This window comes from Bradyrhizobium sp. CCBAU 45321 (assembly GCF_028128975.1).
Lineage (GTDB): Bacteria > Pseudomonadota > Alphaproteobacteria > Rhizobiales > Xanthobacteraceae > Bradyrhizobium > Bradyrhizobium yuanmingense.
This window is the reverse complement of sequence record NZ_LFKZ01000127.1, coordinates 305935-326270: the sequence shown is the minus strand read 5'-3', so window position 1 is coordinate 326270 and position 20336 is coordinate 305935. Positions and strand designations below refer to the sequence as shown.

Here is a 20336-nt window from a genome sequence, read left to right as displayed (position 1 = left end):
TGGGATCAAGGCTTCATGCATGGGGCTCGTCGTTCGATCAGGAGCTGAGAAATGACCAACAAACCGTCCGGGCTGAACAGGTGGCCATGCGAGCAGGAAAAGATATCGCGGCGCTCGATGATGGCCGCTACCGCAGCAATTCCCCTATCCGGTCAGCTTTCGGCCGATGCGGCCGCTGGAAGCGACGCGATAGCGGGCCTCGTCGAACGCGCCCGCGAGAAGAATGCCGCCTTCATGCGTGGCGATGTGGACCGCTGGTCCCAGCTTGTCCGCATCGCGCCCGATTTCACGCTGATGCAGCCCTTTGGCGGGCCTACAAGTCGGGGATTCGACGCTAGTCCCCAGCGTCTGGCTGCCCTCTCCCGATACTTCAGGGAAGGCGAAACCGAACTTGAGGTTTTGCAAACCTATGCATCCGACGCGCTCGTCGCTCTCGTCATGGTCGAGCGCCAGCGCGCCGAGGTGGGCGGGTTGCCGGCTCAAGACTGGTCGCTGCGCGTGACCGAAGTCTACCGCAAGGACGGCACGGATTGGCAACTCGTGCACCGCCATGCGGATCCGCTGGTCCGAAGCATCACCTTGCAACAGGCGGCGATACTCGCCCGGGGATGGCCGGAGGAAAAATGACGAAGCGCCGCAGATGAGCTGGATTCGGAGCCGGCCGGCGGCCAGTCGAGACGACGTGCGATTTCGTCGCGATGATCAGCGCGAGCGCTTCAATTTCGGCAGCTTGTCGGGGTTGAATGCCGGCATCTGCCCTGGTGGTTCAGGTGCGGGCGGCTGTTGTTCCGTGAGGATGAGCGTTCCGTGGAGGATCATGCCCGGCGCCTGAGGTGCCGTCGCGGTGTAGGTCGCGATCTTGCCAGGGCAGCTTCCCTCGATCGTCAACGTCAACTCATCATCGTTGCCGAACACGGTGGCGCGTCCGTCGGTGTGACGCTTCGTCAATACGGTTGCGGTGAAGTGATCTCCATCGATCTGGCAGGTGCCGTGATAGGTCATCAGGCTGTCACGGCCCCAGATCTGGCCGTCTGCGACATGGACGATCCCGGTACCCTGGTCGATCGGCGTCTTGTACCACGCCGCGTAGGTGCCGTCCTTCAGCATGGGAGCAGCCTCCCCTAGTATTCCCACGGCGACAATTGCCATCATTAGCGCCAACAAACGGTTAATGACCGGGCCCGTGCCAATCCGGTCTTTGCTTGCGCAGCTCGGCCTCGAGCTCCTCGATGATGCTGTGAAGCAGACACGCTGCTAGCGGATCGGTCACCTCGCGCTCCAGATGCCGGTACCGCGCAATCTGGAATTCCTGCTCTCTCAACTGGCGCTCTGTCATCAGACTTGCCCTCCGGCGAACCGACGCGGACACGGCCGGAGAGTTTCGTTACAATTTTCAGATCATTTGCGATGGTTTCCAGTCGGTTAAAGCCGCGGCCGGGTTGCGGATTGCCCGAAAAGGCTGCCGCGGCACCGGCTGCACCAGCCTGAGCGCGGCGGTTGACGTCCAGACCATTGCTTCCAATTGCGTGCGCGGCGGGCTTCTGCTAGCTTGAGGTACGTGCCTCATTTCACCTCGCCGGCCGGGTCGGTGACCCGCCTCTGCCGCAACGATGCGGGTAGCGGCTGATTGCCGTGCCGCTGGGGGTGAGGCATGCGCCCAATCCGGGCTCAAGCAGAGTTGGCCATCAAAAAGGGCCGACCGCCTTAGGGGAGGAATGATATGCAGCGTCTCTTGCTTGCAGGTGTGTCTGTTGCCTTCGCGGTTGCAGCGGGTGTCGGCCCGGCCGATGCGGCGGACAAGAAGGTTCTGGCCTTCGTCGTCAATGGCGCGTCCGACTTCTGGAAGATCGCCGAGGCCGGGATGAAGAAGGCGCAGGGCGAACTGCCCAACTACGAGCTCCAGTTCAAATATCCGGAACAGGCTGCGGCCGCCGTGCAGCAGCGCGTGATGGACGACCTCGTCGCCGCCGGTGCCGCCGGCATCATGGTCAGCGCGGTCGATCCGAAGAACCAGACCGAGCATCTCAACAAGGTTGCGTCCCAGACCGTGCTGTTCACCACCGACAGCGACGCGCCGAAATCCAAGCGCGTGGCCTATATCGGCTCCTCCAACACCGACCTCGGCAAAGAGGCAGGAAAGCTGATGGTCAAGGCGCTGCCGAACGGCGGCAAATGCGTCGGCTTCGTCGGCCTGCCCGGCGCCGACAACGCACGCGAGCGCATCGAAGGCGTCAAGGAGACGCTCAAAGGCTCGAAGGTCGAGCTCGTCGACGTTCGCGGCGACGAGATCGACCAGACCCGCGCCAAGCGCAACGTCGAGGACATCCTCGCCGCCATGCCCGATGTAAGCTGCCTCGTCGGCTTCTACTCCTACAACACGCCGCGGATCTACGAGGTGCTCAAGGAGGCCGGCAAGCTCGGCAAGATCAAGATCATCGGCTTCGACGAGGATCCGATCACGCTCGGCGGCGTCAAGGAAGGCAGCATCGTCGGCACGGTGGTGCAGCAGCCGTTCGAATGGGGCTATCAGGGCATGAAGCTGATGGCGAACTACATCGGCGGCAACAAGGGCGGCATTCCGGCCAACGGCATCATCATCGTGCCCGGCAAGGTCATCGAAAAGGTCAATGTCGACGAGTTCATGGCCTCGATGAAGCAGATGCTGAAGAAATAGGAGAGATCCGCGCTGCCCGCCCGCGCAGCCTGCCATGCCAGAACCGTTTCTCGAACTGGTCGACATCAGCAAGAGCTATCCAGGCGTGGTCGCCCTCGACCACGTCGGTCTCCAGGTGTCGCCCGGCGAGGTCGTTGCGCTGATCGGCGAGAACGGCGCCGGCAAGTCGACGCTGATGCGCGTGCTCGGCGGGGTCGTGGAGCCCAGCGGCGGCTTCATTCGTGTCGACGGCGCCGCGCGATCTTCGCTCACCGTGGCAGATGCGATCAAGGCGGGCATCGCCTTCGTCCATCAGGAACTGAACCTGTTCGACAATCTCGATGTCGCCGGCAACGTCTTCATCGGCCGCGAGCCCGTGCACGGCGGACCCTTGCGCCTGATCGACCGCAAACGGATGTATGCCGATGTCGCGCCGCTGCTGGAGCGGCTGGGCTGCGATTTCGCGGCCGATGCGCCGCTCGCCGAACTGTCGCTGGCGCAGCGCCAGCTGGTCGAGATCATGAAGGCGCTTTCGCTCGACGCTCGTCTCGTCATCATGGACGAGCCGACCTCGAGCCTGACGCTCGCCGAGACGGACCGCCTGATGCGCACCGTGGCCGGCCTGAAAGCCCACGGCGTCAGCATCATCTTCATCACGCATCGGCTCAACGAGGTGATGCAGTGCGCCGACCGCGCGGTCGTGCTGCGCGACGGTCGCGTTGTCGGCGCGCTGACGCGTGCGGAGCTCTCTCCGGCGGCGATGATCCGCTTGATGATCGGCCGCGACCTGAAATCGCTCTACGTTCCGCCGGCCGCGCCGCCCGGCGACAGCGTGCTGGAGATCGTCGATGCCGTCACCGACACCTATCCCGGCCGCGCCGTGAGCCTGTCGGTCCGCCGCGGCGAGATCCTCGGACTTGCCGGTCTCGTCGGGTCCGGCCGCACCGAGCTCGCCCGCGCCGTCTTCGGCATCGACCCACTGCGTGGCGGCACGATACGGCTCGACGGCGAGCCGATCCGCATCGCAAGCCCGCGTGCCGCCATCGAGCAAGGCATCTATCTCGTTCCGGAGGACCGCAAGGGCGCCGGCCTGTTGCTCGACGTCTCGATCACCGAAAACATCTCGCTGCCGGATCTGGCGTCCTATATGCGCTTCTGGCTGGTGGATACCGAGCGCGAGAACGAGAACGCGGTGCGTCAGCGGGAGCGCCTCAAGATCCGCGCGCCGGACGTCAAGACCGCCGTCGGCTCGCTGTCGGGAGGCAATCAGCAGAAGGTCGTGCTCGCCAAATGGCTGTCGATGCGGCCGAAGGTCCTGATCGTCGACGAGCCGACGCGCGGAGTCGACGTCGGAGCCAAGCAGGAAATCTACGGCATGCTGCGCCGCCTGACCGATGCCGGGGTGGCGATCCTGATGATCTCCAGCGACATGGAGGAGGTGATCGGGGTCAGCGACCGGCTCGCGGTGATGCATGAAGGCGCGATCTCGGGCTTCCTTGATCGCAGCCAGTTCAGTGAGCACAATGTGCTGCAGCTTGCCGTTGGCCACACAATCACGGCGGAGGGACCTTGAGCAAGAAAGACCTGAGCCTTCTCGTTCTGATTCTGGTGGTCGGGACCGTTGTCGCCCTGATCAATCCGAGATTCCTGTACGTCGGCAATCTCTCGAACACCGCCAACCAGATCGGGTTGTTCGGCATCTTCTCCATCGCCGAAGCCTTCATCATCATCATCGGCGGGATCGAGCTGTCGGTGGGTTCGGTGATCGCACTGCTCGGCGTCCTGTTCATCGACCTGATCGTCAATCACGACGTCAACTGGGTCGTAGCCCTCGCGATGATCGTCGCGGCCGGGCTCGTGATCGGCCTCATTCATGGCACGCTGGTGACCAGGATGCGGATCCAGGCTTTCGTGGTCACGCTGTGCGGCCTCCTGATCTACCGCGGCGCGGCGCGCTATTACACCGAGGACGCGACGGCGGGCTTCGGCTTCGGCGCGAGCTTTCCGATGCTGGAATGGCTGGCCGCCGGCCGCACCAACGTGCTCGGGTTCCCGCTGCCGCACAGCGTGGTTGCGCTCGCCGTGGTGGCGGTGATCGCCTGGGTGGTGCTTCACCGCTCGGTGTTCGGCCGTTATCTCTTTGCCGTCGGCAAGAACGAGGAAGCGGCACGCTATTCCGGCATTCGCACCAACCGCGTGATCATCTCGGCCTATGTCATCTGTGGCGGGCTGACTGCGTTTTCGGCGATCCTGATCGCGATGTACACCCGTTCGATTTCGCCGGCGGTGCACGGCTCGTTCTACGAGCTCTACGCCATTGCCGCCGCCGTGCTCGGCGGCTGCTCCTTGCGCGGCGGCGAAGGCTCGATCATCGGCGTCGTGCTCGGCACCGTGCTGCTCCAGGTGCTGCAGAATCTCGTCAACCTGCTGGGCATTCCGAGCTCGCTCAATTTTGCGGTAATGGGAACGGTGATCCTGGTTGGCGTGCTCGGCGATCAATATCTGGTGCAGCGACGCCACCGCGCGAGTGCGGCCAAAGGCCGGGAGCAGGCGAGCGTCGCTGCGGCACCGCTCGAGCGGGTGAAGGTGGAGTGAAAATCTAGAACGTCACCCTCAACCCCGCATAGAACGCGCGCGGCCGTGCCGGGCTCAGCGAGCGCGGGTCGGTGAAATCCGCGCCGCCATTGGTGAAGTTGGGCAAGGCGTCGCGGTCGAAGAACTGGCCGTAGGTCACGTAACGCTTGTCGAAGATGTTGTCGACGCGGCCGTAGAGCTGGACGTTCTTCGCGACCTGATAGGAGGTGTGGAGATTGAACACCGTGTAGGACGGCAGCTTCGCGAACTGGTTCGACTCGTCGCCGACCAGATACTGGCTGGAGACGAACAGCGCGTTGCCGCCGACCTTCCAGACGTCGGTCACGGCATAGTCGACGCCGACCTTGACGCGGTGGCGCGGGACTGCCGGGATCTGGTTTCCGGGCCTGACCTGGATGGTCTCGGAGATGTCATCGGCAAACGGGCTTTCGGAGCCGAGCTCGAGCGGATCAAGGAAGCGCGCATCGACGAAGGCGTAGCTCGCCTGGAACTGCAGCGTGGGCGACTTGATGTTGACTTCGGCTTCGAGTCCTTGCCGCCGGGTGCGGCCTACGTTCGAAAAATAGCCGAAACCAGTCCGCCCAACGACCGGCACCGCCATGATGTCGTCGTGGTTGGTGGCGCGAAAGCCGCCGATCTTCCATCCCAGCGTGCCGATGTTCAATTCCTTGGTGCCACGAAAACCGGCCTCCAAGGTCTTGGAGACGACCTGCTTCAACGGTGGATCCGAAACCAGGAAGGCTGCGATGAGACAAGGCCTGGCGGGATCGGAGCAGCCGAGTTCGAGCGGCGTCGGCACGCGGTTGGCCTCCGAATAACCAGCATAAGCGGTCAATTCCGGCGTGACCCTGTAGGTGCCGCCGATGATTGGATTGAAACGCGCGAATGTGTGATCGCCGTTGAGCGCGGTCCCGAGCTGATCTTCCAACGTGATCCGCGCCAGGTTGAAGCGGCCGCCGCCCGTGATCGCGAAGGCATCCGTGACGTTGAAAGTATCCATCGCGTAGAGGCCGTTATACTGATTGACGGTCCGCAGCGAGACCGGGCCGGCGACGGGGTCCGCCACAGGAGTCGGTCCCAGGAAAACGCCGCTGCCGCTGACGACGTAGTTCTCTCCCATCGAGCCGATTTCGGAGGAGGCGTTGTAGCGCGTGACGCTGGCGTCATAGGTCGCGCCCACCACGAAGCGGTTGTCATGGCCGAACAACTGGTCGGTGTTGGTGGCCTGCCCCGACACGCCAAAGGTGGTCGAACGGATCGAGCCGCGGTCGATCGCGCCTAGGATCGTTCCCGGCGCAAACGGGTTGGCAAGCTGCACGCCGCCCCCACCGTAGGCGGGTGAGGTGTCGTCGCCAAAGCAGAGCAGCGCCGGATCTGCAGCGCACTCCTCCACGTCGGTCGGGTTGCCGTCGACCACCTTCTGCTCGTACCTGCGCACACGCGCGGTGCCTTCGAGCGTCCAGGTCGGCGTCGCGTCGACCTTGCCGGTCAGGTTGAGATAGCCGACGCGATTGGAGGTGGTTTGCGGCGTGGTGTATGTTGCGCCCCAATATCTGTCGAGCAGCTCGGCCGGGACGGTGGCGCTGGCGCCGAAATCGTTCTTGGCCACGCCCATATTGACGTGGAATTCGCTGTCGCCGGCCCTGTAGCCGACATCGCCATAGAAGCGCCGCACCGTCGATTGGGAAAAATTACGGAAGCCGTTGTCGCGCAGTCCTTCGAGCGCACCGTAGACGGCATAGTTCTGATCGACCTGCTTGCCCCATTGCGCCGAGCCCTGGATGCGGCCGAACGATCCGCCCATGAGGTCGAGCTCGGCGCCCTGATAGGTGAAGCCGTCCTTCATCTGCAGGTTGATCGCGCCGCCGAGCGCATTGAGGCCGAAGGCGGGGTTGTTGGTCACCAGCGTCACCGATCTGATCGCGGCGGTGGGGATCAGGTCCCAATTGACGGCGTCCGAGAATGCCTCGTTGATGCGGACACCGTTCTGGTACACGGCAAGCCCCTGCGGCGTGCCCGTCACGGGCGAAGCGACGAAGCCGCGGAATTCGACATCCGGCTGGAACGGATTGCCGGTGACTTCGCTGATGTTGATGCCGGCGATGTTGTCGCGCAGCGCGTCCGTGACGTTCAGCGAACCCGTGCGCCTGATCTGGTTGGCATCGACGGCATTGATTGCTGACGGGACCTTATCGACGTCGAGACCTCGGCCGGTGCCCGGCGAGGTCGGAAAGACGTAGAGCCGTGTCCTCGGCGCGGCCGATCCCGGCGCTCCCACGCGCGCAACAGGTCGCGACGGCGCCGCGCGCCGCGCTGCCGAAGGTGGTGCGGTCACTTCGACCGGGGGCAGGTTCTGGACGTTGGTCTCCTCGTCCGGCGCGGCCCCGGCAGGGGTCGCATAGACCAAGCCCGATACCAGCCCGGTCGACACCGAAGCCATCAGCAAAGCACGCCTGAACGAAACAACCCTGCCCATCCCCGCCTTCCCATCCGTGACCACCGGCTGTTTTGATGTTCCGCCGATTGGTCGAGGCGAGTTTATTCGGCCGCAATGGGGACGCCAGCCACAAAAGGTCGGACCCTATCCGCACCCATTTTCCCGACAAAATCGGGAATTTTTCCCGATCGCTTCCGGTACGATCAGGTTGCCGCTGTGGGCACCAGCGCTTCAACCGTCACACCGCCCTCACCGGAGACCACATTGAGCGTGCCGCCGAGCGCCAGGATCCGCTCGCGCATGCCGACGAGGCCGAAGCCGAGCTTCTGCCCCGGCTCCATGCCGCGGCCGTTGTCGCTGACCCGCACCCGGGCGCAGCAGCGGCCGCCGGCCTGCTCGACCGGCTCGATGACGACACTGACCGAGGTCGCGCCGGCGTGGCGGAACACGTTGGTGAGCGCCTCCTGCACGATGCGGTAGATGGTGAGATCGGCGGTCTCGCCGGTTGGGCCCAGCGCCGGCGAGATGGAAGTCTCGATCGCAACGTCGGGACGCGACTCCCGCCACAGCCGCGACAGCGATTCGAGCGCCTGACGCAGGCCGAGCTCGGCAAGGCCCACGGGCCGAAGACGCTCCAGCACGCGGCGATTGAACTGCTGGAGTGCATTGATCTGCTCCAGCATGGCGCTGCCATGTTTTCGCACGGCATCGGCACTCGGCTCGCGCCCGTCCGCCTGCTTCGCCAGCGCGCTCGCATGTGCGCGCAGCGAGAACAGATAGGGCCCGAACTCGTCATGCAATTCGCGCGCGATCTCCTTGCGCTCGATGTCCTGCAGCGACACCGCGCGCTCGGCAAGGCGCCGCTTGTCCTCGACCGCTTCACCAAGCGTCGCGGCAAGATGGTTGAGCCTGGTGCAGATCGCCGCGAGCTCCGGCGCGCCGCCCGGCGCGACACGGGCCTCGTAATGTCCGCTTTCGAGCTTCCCCATGGCGTCCGCCAGCGACTGCAGCGGTGCCAGAGCACGGCCGACCACCTTCATCATCAGGAAGAACAGCGCGAGCGCGATCACCGAGCCGACCTCGAGCTGGGTCACGATACCGTCCCAGATCTCGGCGATCTCGTCGTCGGGATGCGAGGTGATCACGAGCGAGCCGGGTTTGCCGCGGATCGAGACCGGCACGCTGACCGCGGTCTGCTCGGGATGAACCAGGCTGACGAACCAGGCCGGCGGGGCACGCGTGTCGACGTCGGAGCCAAGCCGGCGGGGCGTCAGCGGGTTCCCACCGGAATCGTGCAGCGCGATGCTGACATGCCGCAGGCGGCTGAGATCGCGGGCGATCTGGTTCAGCCTGGCATCAGGATCGGGTGCCTCGTTGAGATCGGCAACGATCATCTCGATGAATTCGCGCGCGAGGCGGATCACGCTCTGGTCCTCGGCCTGGACGCGCGGGCCGGCCTCGGCGATCTGCCGGCCGATATTGACCGCGAGCCCCAGCGCCAGCAGCAGCGCCAGCAAGAGATTGATGCGCCCGCGCAAGGAAAGATTCTGCCACATTGGTCTCGCTCGTGCCTCGCGAAGGGTTTGCCACGCCTGTCCGACGACGTTGACAGAGGCGAACCGCCCGATATCTAATCGGAAGCGTACAGCAATCCCGGCCGGGTTGCATGAGGCGACACGAGTCGCGCGTCTTGTCTGGTCAGCCTCGTGCGGCGCAGAACAGGCAAGCTCCAAGGGAACGGGCTGTCGCGGGGAACGCCTATGCGCATTCTGATCGTCGACGATCATCCCATCGTCGCCTCCGGCTGCCGTGCCGTGCTGGCCGACGAAGGCGAGATCGAAATCCTGGAAGCCGCCGACGCCGAGGACGGCGAGTGCGTCTTCATCGTCGAACGTCCCGACCTCTGCATCATCGACATCAATCTGCCGACCGTCTCCGGCTTCGAGCTCGCGCGCCGCATCCTCGAGCGCGCGCCCGAGGCCCGCATCATCATGTTCAGCATGAATGACGACCCCGCCTTCGCCGCGCGTGCGATCGAGTGCGGCGCCAAGGGCTACGTCTCCAAGACCGGCGACCCCGACGACCTCGTCGAGGCGATCCGCGCCGTCGGAAGCGGCGGCACCTATCTTCCGACCGCGATCGCGCGCAGCATCGCCTTCGCCGGACCGACGCTGGCGCAAAACCCGCTCTCGAAGCTGAACGCGCGCGAGATGGAGATTCTGCGGCTGCTCAGCGCCGGCAAGAGCCTGTCCGAAATCGCGTGGCTGGTGCAATCGTCCTACAAGACGGTGGCTAATACTTCGTCCATCATGCGCCAGAAGCTCGGGGTGAAGACCTCGGTGGAGCTGGTGCGGCTGGCGATCGACAGCGGTGTCGCCTGACCTCGCCACCAATTCGGTCACACAAGCGTTGCAATCTTGATGTGGTGAGATGCCACGGAGCTCTTAGGCATGACGATTCAGACTGTCTCGACCAACAAATCCTACGGCGGTGTGCAGGGCGTCTATCGCCATGCCAGCCAGGTGACCGGAACCGACATGGTGTTCTCGGTCTATATCCCACCGCATGCGGAGGGTGCCAGGCTGCCCGTGGTCTGGTATCTCTCCGGCCTCACGTGCACGCATGCCAACGTCACCGAGAAGGGCGAATTCCGCAAGGCCTGCGCCGAGCTTGGCCTGATCTTCGTCGCGCCCGACACCTCACCGCGCGGGCCCGATGTGCCGGGCGATGCCAACAATGCCTACGATTTCGGCCTCGGCGCCGGCTTCTATGTGGACGCCACGCAAGAGCCGTTCGCGCGCAATTATCGCATGTGGAGCTACGTCACGGACGAGCTGCCGAAGCTGGTTGCGGAGAGCTTTCCGGTCGATGCCAGGCGGCAATCGGTGATGGGACATTCGATGGGCGGCCACGGCGCGCTGACGGTGGCGCTGCGCAACCCGCACCGCTTTCGCGCAGCCAGCGCCTTTGCCCCGATCGTGGCGCCCTCGCTCGTGCCCTGGGGCATCAAGGCGCTGACCGGCTATCTCGGACCGAACAAGGAGGCCTGGCGCAACCACGACACGGTGGCGCTGATCGAGGACGGTGCCAAGTTCTCCGGCTTCCTCGTCGACGTCGGCGAGGCCGATAATTTCCTGAAGGAGCAGCTGAGGCCCGAGCTGCTCGAAGCCGCCTGCACCAAAGCGGGCATCCCCCTGACGCTGCGTCGCCAGGCGGGCTACGACCACAGCTATTACTTCATCTCGACCTTCATGAGCGATCACCTGCACTGGCATGCGGAGAAGCTGAAGGGGTGATCTTCCTCCCTTGTCTCGTTTTGATGAGGGGTGTCTCTCCGCGACCGCAGTATCGTAGGGTGGGCAAAGCGAAGCGTGCCCACGATTTCTCTCGAAGCATTGATTGATCGTGGGCAGGCGCAAGTGCGCCTTTGCCCACCCTACAATTCCCGAATCGCGGAGAGAAAGATCTACTCCCGCTTGCCGTAATTCGACGCCAGCAGGCGGTTGCGGATGAGATAGCTCATCGTGCGCGACCAGGATTCATCCGTGTTGCCGCGCATGTCGGCGCTGGCGACCGTGATCATGTTGCCGGTCTTCACGTCACGCAGATAGATGTTGAGATTGATGATCAGGTTCGAGACCTTTTGCACGAGGCCGGTGATCTCCAGATCGGCGCCGAGCTGGCCGGCGAGCTTGAGGTCGCAGCCGCCGCAGGCCTGCAGGTTCGCGCGACGGGCGGCCTCCCGTACCGGCGCGATGTCGAGCACCTGGAACTTGCCCGACTCTGCCAGCTCCTTGCGCAGCTGCTCGCTGATGCGCACGAGCCGCGCCTCTTCCGGCTTGGAGCCGTAGAACTCGCCGGGCAGGCTGGTGTCGACCAGCTCGAAATCGAACACCGCGAGCTTCGGCGGGTCGGCGAGCGCGGCCGAGCCCGTCAACAGCAAAGCTGGAATCGCCAACAATGCTCGCATGATCGTGATGCCCGGCTTCGCGCGCGCGGGGACGAAATGCGGGGTTGCATGGCCTGACAAATTGGTCATGCTTGAAGCAGAGACAATTCTTCACCGGCGGTCAAGCCGGGGAGATCGTCTGGAGGAAACATGATCCGATGGTTGGCCGGCCTGATCGGCTTTGGTCTTGCCGCGACGAGCGCGCTTGCGGCCGATCCCATCACGATCGGCGTCGGCTATCTCGGAATCGCCGGCATTCGATCAACGCTGTCGCTGGCCGAGCAGCCCGCCGAGAACGACGGCCTCGCCGGCGCGCGCCTTGCCATCGAGGACAACAACACCACCGGGAAATTCACCGGCCAGCGCTTCACGCTGGAGGAGCGCCGCATCAGGGAAGGCGAGGACGTGGCGCAGGCTGCGACCGCCCTCGCCGAGAAGAACGGCTTCATCATCGCCGACCTGCCCGCCGATGCGCTCTTGAAGGTCGCGGACGCCTTGCGCGACCGCGGCACGCTGCTGTTCAACGCCGGCGCGGTCGACGAGCGGCTGCGCGAAGCCGATTGCCGTGCCAACGTCATCCACACCGCGCCGACGCGCGCGATGCTGGCGGATGCGCTCGGCCAATATCTGGTGTGGAAGAAATGGTCGCGCTGGCTGCTGGTGGTCGGCTCGCACGACGAGGACAAGCTGTTCGCGGATGCTATCAGGCGCACCGCGGCGCGGTTCGGCGCCAAGATCGTGCAGGAGCGAACCTTCGAGGACAAGGGCGGCGCGCGGCGCACCGACAGCGGCGTCGCGCAGGTCCAGCGCCAGATCCCCGTCTTCACGCAGCAGGCGCCGGCCTATGACGTGCTGGTCGCCGCCGACGAGAGCGAGGTGTTCGGCGCCTATCTGCCCTATCGCACCTGGGATCCGCGCCCAGTCGCCGGCTCGGCCGGCCTCGTGCCGCGCAGCTGGGACGCATCGCAGGATCAGTGGGGCGCGATCCAGATGCAAAACCGCTTCATCAAGCTGAATTCGCGGCGGATGACCGCACGCGACATGCAGGCCTGGACGGCCGTGCGCATGATCGGCGAAGCCACCTCGCGCACCAACTCCGGCGAGGTCAGGAAGGTCACCGATTTCATCAAGGGCCCGGATTTCTCGGTCGCCGCCTTCAAGGGCACGCGGCTGACCTTGCGCGACTGGAACCTGCAGCTGCGTCAGCCGATCCTCCTGGTCGACGGCCGCATGGTGGTGTCGGTGTCGCCGCAGGAGGGCTTCCTGCACCAAGTCTCCGAGCTCGACACGCTCGGCTACGATCGCCCGGAGAGCAAATGCAAGCTGAAGTGAGCAATGGTGAGATGAGATCGAGCCGCCGCGACAATGATGACGGTTCGCCCCCTCCCCCGCGCGCGGGGGAGGGTTGGGGAGAGGGTGTCTCCACGCGCGAGAACCCCCAAGAGGAGAGAGCCCTCTCCCGTATCGCATCTGACGATGCGATACGACCTCCCCCGCAAGCGGGGGAGGTGAAGACCGCCCGCGGACAGACCTTGCGCATGCTGGCGACGGCCGTACCCGTGGCGATCACGCTCGCTGCACCGCCCGCGCATGCGTTCATCGCCTACGTCTCGAACGAGAAGAGCAACACGGTCTCGGTGATCGATACCGACAGCTGGACCGTGACCAAGACCATCAAGGTCGGCCAGCGTCCGCGCGGCATCGACCTTACCCGCGACGGCAAGTTCGTGATGGTCGCGGTCGGCGACGACGACACCATCCAGGTGATCGACGCCAAGACGCAAACCGTGGTGGACAGCCTGCCCTCCGGACCCGACCCCGAGCTGTTCGCGCAGGATGCCGCCGGCAAGATGCTCTATGTCGCCAACGAGAACGACAACACGGTGACGGTGATCGATCTCGAGAAGCGCGCCCGGCTCGGCGACATCCAGGTCGGTGTCGAGCCGGAGGGCATGACCATCAGTCCGGACGGCAAGACGCTGATCAACACCTCAGAAACCACCAACATGGCGCATTTCATCGACACCGCCTCGCGACAGATCGTCGCCAACGTGCTGGTGGACGCGCGGCCGCGCTTTGCCGAGTACAAGCACGATTCGTCGGAAGTCTGGGTGTCCTCGGAGATCGGCGGCACCGTCTCGATCATCGACCCCAAGAAGCACGAGGTGATCGGCAAAATCACGTTCGAGATCCCGGGCCTGCGGAAGGAGGCGATCCAGCCGGTCGGCATCGGCATGACCAGGGACGACAAAACTGCCTTCGTCGCGCTCGGCCCCGCCAACCGCATCGCGGTGGTCGACGTCGCCTCGCGCAAGGTGACGAAATATCTCCTGGTCGGGCAGCGGGTCTGGCACATGGCGTTCACGCCGGACGAGAAATATTTGCTCACCACCAACGGTGTGTCGAACGACGTCTCCGTCATCGACGTCGCCGCGCAGAAGGTGATCAAGACCATTCAGGTCGGCGAGCTGCCCTGGGGCGTCACGATCGCGCCATGACCAGCCCCGCCCCGATCGCCGAAGTGCAGGAGACGCCGAGAGCCGAAGCGGCCACGGTGCCGGCGTTGTCGATCGACGGCGTCAGCCATGCCTATGGTCCGCGGCGCGCATTGACGGACGTGTCCTTCAATGTCCAGCCCGCGAGCTTCACGGCGCTGCTGGGACTTAACGGCGCCGGCAAGAGCACGCTGTTCTCGTTGATCACGCGCCTGTTCGGCATCCAGTCCGGCCGCGTCTCGATCTTCGGCCATGACGTCAGCAAGAGCCCCGGCGAGGCGCTGCGGCTGCTCGGGGTCGTGTTCCAGCCCCGCACGCTCGATCTCGACCTGTCGCTGACGCAGAACCTGCTCTACCACGCGGCGCTGCACGGCATCGGCCGCCGCGAGGCATCGGTGCGCAGCGCCGAGCTGCTCGGCCGCATCGGCCTTGCCGATCGCGCCGCAAGCAAGGTGCGCGATCTCTCCGGCGGACAGATGCGGCGGCTGGAGATCGCCCGCGCGCTGCTGCATCGGCCGCGCCTCTTGCTGCTCGACGAACCGACCGTCGGTCTCGACGTCAAGGCGCGCGCCGACATCATCAGCCACGTGCGCCAGCTCGTGACCGAGCAGGGCATCGGCGTGCTCTGGGCCACACACCTGTTCGACGAGATCATGCCCGGCGACGATCTCGTGGTGCTGCACCAAGGCAAGGTGCTGGCGCAGGGGCCGATGAGCCGCGTCATCGCCGCAACAGGCGCGCAGGACGTCAACACCGCCTTCATGCGCCTGACCGGCGCGCAAACCATGCCGGGAGGCGGCGCATGAGCAGCATTGCAACGCGCGAGGCGCCGCGCGGCTTCTCGTTCGCCGAGTACATGACCTGCCTCAGCGGCATCGTCTGGCGCGAGGGCCTGCGCTTCCTGCATCAGCGCGAGCGCTTCGTCTCGGCGCTGGTGCGGCCTCTGGTGTGGCTGTTCATCTTTGCCGCCGGCTTCCGCCAGGTGCTCGGCATCTCCATCATCCCGCCCTACGAGACCTACATCCTCTACGAGGTCTATATCGCGCCGGGACTGATGGCGATGATCCAGCTCTTCAACGGCATGCAGTCCTCGCTCTCGATGGTCTATGACCGTGAGATGGGCAACATGCGTACGCTCCTGGTAAGCCCGCTGCCGCGGGGGTTCCTGTTGTTCTGCAAGCTGCTCGCGGGCACCGCGGTATCGCTGCTCCAGGTCTATGCGTTCCTGCTGATCGCCTGGCTCTGGGACATCACCCCGCCGCCCCAGGGCTATCTCACCGTGCTGCCGGCGCTGATCCTGTCGGGGCTGATGCTGGGCTCGCTCGGCATGCTGATCTCGTCGGGCATCAAGCAGCTGGAGAACTTCGCCGGTGTCATGAACTTCGTGATCTTCCCGATGTTCTTTGCCTCCTCTGCGCTCTACCCGCTCTGGCGCGTGCAGGAGGGCAGCCCCTATCTCTATTATCTGTGCGAGGCCAATCCGTTCACCCATGCGGTCGAGCTGATCCGCTTCGCGCTGTATGGCCAGATCAACTGGATCTCCCTGGCGGTGGTCGCTGCTTGCACAATCGTCTTCATGATCGGCGCGATCCTGGCCTATGATCCCTCGCGCGGGCTGGCGCGACGCGGGCCTGCGGGAGGCGAAGGATGATTGTTCGGGTTCTGGTCACCTCTGTACTCGTGCTCGCTGTCGCGAGCACGACGGCGCTCGCCGCCGATCCGCGCTATCCGGACTGGCCGTGCACCCAGGCGAAGGTGCCCGAGATCTCGCTGGCGGCCGTGTGGGGCGGTCCGCCGCTCGACGACGTCCAGAACAAATGGAAGGACGACGCCAGGATCAGCGCGCTCGTTGCGAAACTGGCGGCGCGCAAGACGCCGCTGGATGAGGCGGAAAAGCTGGTGAAGGAGTTTCTCGCGGGTTCCGCTGCCGACAAGACCGCGAACGCAAAGCTGCTGTTCGCCGGCCTGTTCGACACGCTCAACGCCCAGCGCTCCCAGGTCATGAACGGACTCGAGCGCGTCAGCCGCAAGCAGCGCGATGCCGCCGAGAAGATCCGCGAGGAGGCAATTCAACTCCAGGCCCTGCAAGGGGCCACACCGCGCGACGAGGCCAAGGTCGCGGCGCTCAGCAACGAGCTGATCTGGAAGACCCGGATCTTCGAGGACCGCCACAAGGTGGTGCGCTTCGTCTGCGAGGTTCCAACCTCGATCGACCAGCGCCTGTTCGCGCTCGGACGCGTGATTCAGCAGGAAATGGAATAGCGTCAGTTACGCTGACCGCTCACGAAAAGTTCCCGCAATCGCCCCGGCAACGTTAACCTTTCGCCGCGCTATGTGCCGGAACCAAATCGATTTATGATTGCTTGTCGACGTGAACTCAAGACGTCGGGAGGCCTCGATGGGAACCACAAGAATCATGTTTGCGGGCGCTGCGGTCCTCAGCATGCTCGCAACCAGCGCCTTTGCTGACGACATGACCGGGATGATCACGCGGATCGATCGGCTCAACGGCACGATCTCGATCCAGCAGACCCAGAAGGGCACAGTCGGCGCCAGCACAGGCAGCGCCGGCGCGCTCCAGGAGTACAAGGCGAAAGATGCCGCGATGCTGGATGCCGTCCATGCCGGCGACAGGGTGAGCTATTCTGCGACCGAGACCAACGGTACGGGCACGTTGACGAAGTTGCAGAAGCAGAGGCCGTAGGTTGGATCTTCACCTCTCCCCGTAAGAACGGGGCGAGGGAGCGCACCTGCGCTTGATCACTATTGCTCCGGCCGCGGCTCCGGCTGCGCATCTTCCGTCGGCAGCTTCGCGCGCTCCCAGCCGTCGGTGCCGTCGGGATACCAGGCGACGTTGGCATAGCCGTAAGCCAATGCGCGCCTGGCGGCGTTCCAGGACATCCAGCAATCCGCGAGGCAATAGATCACCAGCAGCGCGGCCTTGTCGCCGCGTGAGGCGCGCGCGAGGCCGCGCTGAAGATAATCGTCCATGGCGGGCGGCAAGTTGCCGTAGCCGGTGTCCGGCAGCCAGAAGCTGCCCGGAATGTTCTGGCGCGGCGCGTCACGCCATACCGTGCTCACAGGAAGGTTCTTTGGTTTCGGCGCGCGCGGCATGACGTCAACGAAGGTGCCGCTGTTCGCACGCCAGATCGCCTCCGCCTCGCCGGTCGTGAGCACGCGCGCGCCAGCGAGCGTCGCCGGCACCGGCGCGCGATAATTGTCGGTACGATATCCCTCGGGCTCGAACGGCTCCTGCTGCTGCGCCGACGCCGGGGCCATGAGCAAGGCAACGACGAACGCAGCGGCAAGCGGCCGGCTCATGGCGCCTTCTTGGCCGTCTCCGCGCCGAGCGGCCGGTTGTTCTCGTCCAGCAGCGGCACGCCGAAATCGAGCAGGATCTTGTTGATCTCGCCCTGGTTCTCCTGGATCACCCGGTTGAGCTGCCGCTTCCAGTTCTGGTCGGCGGGTCGCACGCCCATGCCGATGCGATAGACCAGCTTGGACCCGGTGGTCTCCTTGACCAGCGGCGTGACGTGCAGCGAGGGGCCGGCTTTCTTCGCATAATAGCCGGCCATCGGTCCCCAGAGCACGCCGGCGTCGATCTTGCCGGCAGTGAGGTCCTCGATCATCGCCTGCGCCGAATTGTCGAAGCGCGTGTCGATCATCAGCTGATAGGGCTTTGCGTCGCCCATCAGGCCTGCCAACGCCATATTGGTCGCCGGCGGCGTGCCGGCGACGATGCCGATATGCTTACCTTTCAGGCGTGCGTCCTCCAGCGTGTCGACGTCCTCGAGCCCGCTGCCAGTTTTGGCAACCAGTGCATAGGTCGTGCGGTAGTAGGGATTGGTGCCCTGCACGAGGTCGTCCCCCTGCGGGTAGCCCATGATGACGTCGCAGCGATGCGCACCCAACGTCATGCGCACGAAGCCGGCGGCCTGCGGGAAGAACACGTAGTCCAGCTTCTTCTGCAGCTTGTCCGCCAGAAACTCGGCGAGCTTGTTCTCGAAGCCCTCGCCCTTCTCATTCGAGAACGGCAGGTTGCGCGGGTCGGCGCAGACGCGCAGCACCTTCGGGTCGACCAGCTCGAATGAGAGATCTCCGGTCTCGTTGGTCTGCCCGATGGCGAGATCGCCATGCGCACATGATGCGATTACGATCCAGAGTGAAAACCACCAGCGACGATGTCGTCCGGCCTGCGTCATCGCGCTTCCTCCTCGTTTTGTTTGAATGTTATCCATGCGACGCATGACGCGCCACGTGTGCCAACTTTTGCCGGCTTTTCTTTGTTGCAGTGCAATGATGCCAATCCTTTGAACTGAGGCGGAAAAGTGTCTCGCATCGCTCTCGTGATCGCAGCCTTGTCCCTGGTAACAGCCACGCTAGCACGCGCCGGGGCGGCCGAATTGCCTGTGAGCGAAGTCGCGCCGGGAATCTTCGTACACTCCGGGGCCATCGCGCTGATGAGCCGCGAGAATGAAGGCGGCATCGCCAACCTCAGCTTCATCGTGGGAGACGACGCGGTGGCCGTGATCGACACTGGCGGCAGCCAGCGCGAGGGCGAGGCGCTGCTGGCGACGGTACGAGCGCGCACGCAAAAGCCGATCCGCTATGTCATCAACACCCATGGCCATCCCGACCATGTCTTCGGCAATGCTGCTTTCGCGGCGGAGGGAACCAGCTTCGTCGGCCACAGCAAGTTGCCGCAGGCGTTGGCCGCCCGCGGGCCGTTCTATCTCGATAATTTCAGACGCCTCATGGGCCCCGAACTGATTGATCCCGTGAAGATCGTACCGCCTACCCTGCTCGTGATGGACACGCTCACGCTCGATCTGGGCTCGCGCCGCTTGACCCTGCGCGCATGGCCGGCCGGCCACAGCGACAACGATCTGACCGTGTTCGACGAGAGCACCAAAACCCTGCTTGCCGGCGATCTCGTCTTTCTCGGCCACATTCCGGTGATGGACGGCAGCATTCGCGGCTGGCTCGCCACGCTCAAGGAGTTGGAGACGATCCCAGCGCTGCGCGTTGTTCCCGGCCACGGTCCTGTGAGCGGCTGGCCGGCGGCGCTGAGCGATCAACGGCGCTACCTGTCAACGCTGCTGTCCGACGTCCGCGCCTTGAACAAGAAGGGCGCGCCGATCCGCGCCGCGGCGGACAGGGCGGCCGCGGACGAGCGGCCGCACTGGCAGCTGTTCGAGGACTACAACGCCCGCAACGCAACTGCAGCATTCTCGGAAATTGAATGGGAATAGCGGGCGCGCTACGCTGGCAGGAGATCAGCTTCACCTAAACCGAGGAGCATGACCATGACGGCATGCACACGCCGCCTGCCCCTGATCGCCCTGCTCCTCGGCATCGCCTTCGCCGTGCCGGCGCAGGCGGAACAGGCCTACGATCCCTGGCCGGGCCTGGTGCAGGACATCTTCGGCAACAGGCCGATGAACGACGGCGCCGAGGTCATCGGCATCGAGATGCCCTATCGCGCCGAGGATGCCGCCATCGTGCCGGTGACGCTGCGCAGCAAGCTGTCGCCCGGCGACAGCAGACGCATCCGTTCGATCACGCTGGTGATCGACCGCAATCCTGCACCGATGGCCGCGAAGTTCGAGCTCGGCCCGGACGCCAATGTCACGGAAATCTCGACCCGCGTGCGCGTCAACAACTACACCGACGTGCACGCGGTCGCCGAACTCAGCGACGGCCAGCTCTACGTCTCGAAAGTCTATGTGAAGGCCTCCGGCGGCTGCTCGGCGCCGGCTGCAAAGAATATGGAGGAAGCCAAGAACCGGCTCGGCCAGATGCGTTACCGGCAATTCGCCCGTGAGGACGGTCCGGCCAGCCGGTTGCGCGAAGCGCAGATCATGATCGGCCATCCCAACAATTCCGGCCTGCAGATGGACCAGGTCACGCAGCTCTATATCCCCGCCTTCTTCATCAACCAGCTCAGATTGACGCAGGACGACAGCCCCGTGCTGTCGATGGAAGGCGGCATCTCGATCTCGGAAGATCCCAACCTGCGCTTCACCTATGTCTCCAACGGCGCCAAGCGCTTTCGTGCGGAGGCCAAGGATACGGAAGGGCATGTGTTCCGCAATGAATGGGATGTCGAGAAGCCGGGGACGTGAGCGAGGAGCACCCTCCCCTGGAGGGGGAGGGTCGGCTCACATTGAGCGTAGCGAAATGTGGGACGGGGTGGGGTGACGGTCT

Annotated in this window: 21 protein-coding genes; 14 read left to right on the top strand and 7 right to left on the bottom strand. The window is 64.6% G+C overall.

Annotated features, from left to right (window positions below):
• Positions 1 to 51 precede the first annotated feature (51 nt).
• Positions 52 to 627, top strand: a complete 576-nt coding sequence (locus ACM43_RS26845; protein WP_271544160.1) for a YybH family protein — start codon at positions 52 to 54, stop codon at positions 625 to 627.
• Positions 628 to 702: 75 nt separating this feature from the next.
• Here ACM43_RS26845 and ACM43_RS26840 read toward each other — a convergent pair whose 3' ends face one another.
• Entirely contained in the window at positions 703 to 1107 is a 405-nt protein-coding gene (locus ACM43_RS26840; protein WP_271544158.1) for a hypothetical protein, read from the bottom strand.
• A 61-nt stretch (positions 1108 to 1168) separates the two neighbouring features.
• Positions 1169 to 1336, bottom strand: coding sequence for a hypothetical protein (locus ACM43_RS26835; RefSeq protein WP_271544156.1), 168 nt, complete (start codon positions 1334 to 1336; stop codon positions 1169 to 1171).
• 384 nt (positions 1337 to 1720) lie between these two features.
• Here ACM43_RS26835 and ACM43_RS26830 point away from each other — a divergent pair, with 384 nt between their 5' ends.
• From ACM43_RS26830 to ACM43_RS26820, 3 genes are read left to right on the top strand one after another with little or no spacing between them, the layout of a single operon-like run.
• Entirely contained in the window at positions 1721 to 2674 is a 954-nt protein-coding gene (locus tag ACM43_RS26830; protein ID WP_271544154.1) for a sugar-binding protein, read from the top strand.
• A gap of 34 nt (positions 2675 to 2708) precedes the next feature.
• Positions 2709 to 4226, top strand: a complete 1518-nt coding sequence (locus ACM43_RS26825; RefSeq protein WP_271544152.1) for a sugar ABC transporter ATP-binding protein — start codon at positions 2709 to 2711, stop codon at positions 4224 to 4226.
• Entirely contained in the window at positions 4223 to 5248 is a 1026-nt protein-coding gene (locus ACM43_RS26820; protein ID WP_271544150.1) for an ABC transporter permease, read from the top strand. Before ACM43_RS26825 ends, ACM43_RS26820 begins: the two co-directional genes overlap by 4 nt.
• A 4-nt stretch (positions 5249 to 5252) precedes the next feature.
• Here the strand turns inward: ACM43_RS26820 and ACM43_RS26815 are convergent, their stop codons facing one another.
• Both ACM43_RS26815 and ACM43_RS26810 read right to left on the bottom strand, forming a co-directional pair.
• Positions 5253 to 7724, bottom strand: a complete 2472-nt coding sequence (locus ACM43_RS26815) for a TonB-dependent receptor (RefSeq protein WP_271544148.1) — start codon at positions 7722 to 7724, stop codon at positions 5253 to 5255.
• A 164-nt stretch (positions 7725 to 7888) separates the two neighbouring features.
• Positions 7889 to 9241, bottom strand: a complete 1353-nt coding sequence (locus ACM43_RS26810) for a histidine kinase (RefSeq protein ID WP_271544146.1) — start codon at positions 9239 to 9241, stop codon at positions 7889 to 7891.
• A 204-nt stretch (positions 9242 to 9445) separates the two neighbouring features.
• Here ACM43_RS26810 and ACM43_RS26805 point away from each other — a divergent pair, with 204 nt between their 5' ends.
• A complete protein-coding gene (locus ACM43_RS26805; protein WP_036007891.1) occupies positions 9446 to 10066 on the top strand; it encodes a response regulator in 621 nt (206 codons plus the stop codon).
• A 69-nt stretch (positions 10067 to 10135) separates the two neighbouring features.
• Positions 10136 to 10981: an S-formylglutathione hydrolase gene (gene fghA, locus ACM43_RS26800; protein ID WP_271544144.1), complete on the top strand. Its 846-nt coding sequence runs from the start codon at positions 10136 to 10138 to the stop codon at positions 10979 to 10981.
• Between the two features lie 170 nt (positions 10982 to 11151).
• On the opposite strand, the gene ACM43_RS26795 is transcribed toward fghA, so the two are convergent.
• Positions 11152 to 11724, bottom strand: coding sequence for a DUF3280 domain-containing protein (locus ACM43_RS26795; RefSeq protein WP_157283914.1), 573 nt, complete (start codon positions 11722 to 11724; stop codon positions 11152 to 11154).
• A gap of 60 nt (positions 11725 to 11784) precedes the next feature.
• Between ACM43_RS26795 and ACM43_RS26790 the strand changes: the two genes are divergently transcribed.
• The 6 genes from ACM43_RS26790 (at position 11785) to ACM43_RS26765 (ending at position 16833) form a co-directional block, all read left to right on the top strand.
• Positions 11785 to 12966: an ABC transporter substrate-binding protein gene (locus ACM43_RS26790; RefSeq protein WP_271544142.1), complete on the top strand. Its 1182-nt coding sequence runs from the start codon at positions 11785 to 11787 to the stop codon at positions 12964 to 12966.
• A 206-nt stretch (positions 12967 to 13172) separates the two neighbouring features.
• Entirely contained in the window at positions 13173 to 14132 is a 960-nt protein-coding gene (locus ACM43_RS26785; RefSeq protein WP_271544309.1) for a YVTN family beta-propeller repeat protein, read from the top strand.
• Complete coding sequence (locus ACM43_RS26780) at positions 14129 to 14935, top strand: ABC transporter ATP-binding protein (RefSeq protein WP_271544140.1); 807 nt, start codon at positions 14129 to 14131, stop codon at positions 14933 to 14935. Before ACM43_RS26785 ends, ACM43_RS26780 begins: the two co-directional genes overlap by 4 nt.
• Positions 14932 to 15780: an ABC transporter permease gene (locus tag ACM43_RS26775; protein ID WP_157283922.1), complete on the top strand. Its 849-nt coding sequence runs from the start codon at positions 14932 to 14934 to the stop codon at positions 15778 to 15780. Before ACM43_RS26780 ends, ACM43_RS26775 begins: the two co-directional genes overlap by 4 nt.
• Entirely contained in the window at positions 15777 to 16391 is a 615-nt protein-coding gene (locus tag ACM43_RS26770; protein WP_271544138.1) for a hypothetical protein, read from the top strand. Before ACM43_RS26775 ends, ACM43_RS26770 begins: the two co-directional genes overlap by 4 nt.
• 136 nt (positions 16392 to 16527) lie before the next feature.
• Positions 16528 to 16833: a copper-binding protein gene (locus ACM43_RS26765; RefSeq protein ID WP_157283926.1), complete on the top strand. Its 306-nt coding sequence runs from the start codon at positions 16528 to 16530 to the stop codon at positions 16831 to 16833.
• A gap of 59 nt (positions 16834 to 16892) precedes the next feature.
• Here ACM43_RS26765 and ACM43_RS26760 read toward each other — a convergent pair whose 3' ends face one another.
• Together ACM43_RS26760 and ACM43_RS26755 are read right to left on the bottom strand one after the other, a co-directional pair.
• Positions 16893 to 17450 carry a PQQ-dependent catabolism-associated CXXCW motif protein gene (locus ACM43_RS26760; RefSeq protein WP_271544134.1) on the bottom strand — a complete coding sequence of 186 codons (558 nt, stop codon included), beginning with the start codon at positions 17448 to 17450 and terminating at the stop codon, positions 16893 to 16895.
• Positions 17447 to 18331, bottom strand: coding sequence for a substrate-binding domain-containing protein (locus ACM43_RS26755; protein WP_198399754.1), 885 nt, complete (start codon positions 18329 to 18331; stop codon positions 17447 to 17449). The genes ACM43_RS26760 and ACM43_RS26755 overlap by 4 nt, the downstream gene beginning before the upstream one ends.
• Before the next feature lie 126 nt (positions 18332 to 18457).
• On the opposite strand from ACM43_RS26755, the gene ACM43_RS26750 reads away from it, so the two are divergent.
• Both ACM43_RS26750 and ACM43_RS26745 read left to right on the top strand, forming a co-directional pair.
• Positions 18458 to 19381 carry a quinoprotein relay system zinc metallohydrolase 2 gene (locus tag ACM43_RS26750; RefSeq protein WP_271544132.1) on the top strand — a complete coding sequence of 308 codons (924 nt, stop codon included), beginning with the start codon at positions 18458 to 18460 and terminating at the stop codon, positions 19379 to 19381.
• A gap of 54 nt (positions 19382 to 19435) precedes the next feature.
• On the top strand, positions 19436 to 20254 hold the full coding sequence (locus ACM43_RS26745) for a quinoprotein dehydrogenase-associated SoxYZ-like carrier (protein ID WP_271544130.1): 819 nt from the start codon (positions 19436 to 19438) through the stop codon (positions 20252 to 20254).
• Positions 20255 to 20336: the final 82 nt, after the last annotated feature.

Excerpts from the sequence above, each read along its gene's own strand:
- ACM43_RS26810 (WP_271544146.1), bottom strand. The coding sequence starts at position 9,241 with ATGTGGCAGAATCTTTCCTTGCGCGGGCGCATCAATCTCTTGCTGGCG.
- ACM43_RS26780 (WP_271544140.1), top strand. The coding sequence starts at position 14,129 with ATGACCAGCCCCGCCCCGATCGCCGAAGTGCAGGAGACGCCGAGAGCC.
- ACM43_RS26775 (WP_157283922.1), top strand. The coding sequence starts at position 14,932 with ATGAGCAGCATTGCAACGCGCGAGGCGCCGCGCGGCTTCTCGTTCGCC.
- ACM43_RS26815 (WP_271544148.1), bottom strand. The coding sequence starts at position 7,724 with ATGGGCAGGGTTGTTTCGTTCAGGCGTGCTTTGCTGATGGCTTCGGTG.
- ACM43_RS26830 (WP_271544154.1), top strand. The coding sequence starts at position 1,721 with ATGCAGCGTCTCTTGCTTGCAGGTGTGTCTGTTGCCTTCGCGGTTGCA.
- ACM43_RS26755 (WP_198399754.1), bottom strand. The coding sequence starts at position 18,331 with ATGACGCAGGCCGGACGACATCGTCGCTGGTGGTTTTCACTCTGGATC.
- ACM43_RS26790 (WP_271544142.1), top strand. The coding sequence starts at position 11,785 with ATGATCCGATGGTTGGCCGGCCTGATCGGCTTTGGTCTTGCCGCGACG.
- ACM43_RS26785 (WP_271544309.1), top strand. The coding sequence starts at position 13,173 with ATGCTGGCGACGGCCGTACCCGTGGCGATCACGCTCGCTGCACCGCCC.
- fghA (WP_271544144.1), top strand. The coding sequence starts at position 10,136 with ATGACGATTCAGACTGTCTCGACCAACAAATCCTACGGCGGTGTGCAG.
- ACM43_RS26760 (WP_271544134.1), bottom strand. The coding sequence starts at position 17,450 with ATGAGCCGGCCGCTTGCCGCTGCGTTCGTCGTTGCCTTGCTCATGGCC.
- ACM43_RS26840 (WP_271544158.1), bottom strand. The coding sequence starts at position 1,107 with ATGCTGAAGGACGGCACCTACGCGGCGTGGTACAAGACGCCGATCGAC.
- ACM43_RS26765 (WP_157283926.1), top strand. The coding sequence starts at position 16,528 with ATGGGAACCACAAGAATCATGTTTGCGGGCGCTGCGGTCCTCAGCATG.
- ACM43_RS26805 (WP_036007891.1), top strand. The coding sequence starts at position 9,446 with ATGCGCATTCTGATCGTCGACGATCATCCCATCGTCGCCTCCGGCTGC.
- ACM43_RS26745 (WP_271544130.1), top strand. The coding sequence starts at position 19,436 with ATGACGGCATGCACACGCCGCCTGCCCCTGATCGCCCTGCTCCTCGGC.
- ACM43_RS26795 (WP_157283914.1), bottom strand. The coding sequence starts at position 11,724 with ATGACCAATTTGTCAGGCCATGCAACCCCGCATTTCGTCCCCGCGCGC.
- ACM43_RS26845 (WP_271544160.1), top strand. The coding sequence starts at position 52 with ATGACCAACAAACCGTCCGGGCTGAACAGGTGGCCATGCGAGCAGGAA.
- ACM43_RS26825 (WP_271544152.1), top strand. The coding sequence starts at position 2,709 with ATGCCAGAACCGTTTCTCGAACTGGTCGACATCAGCAAGAGCTATCCA.
- ACM43_RS26835 (WP_271544156.1), bottom strand. The coding sequence starts at position 1,336 with ATGACAGAGCGCCAGTTGAGAGAGCAGGAATTCCAGATTGCGCGGTAC.
- ACM43_RS26770 (WP_271544138.1), top strand. The coding sequence starts at position 15,777 with ATGATTGTTCGGGTTCTGGTCACCTCTGTACTCGTGCTCGCTGTCGCG.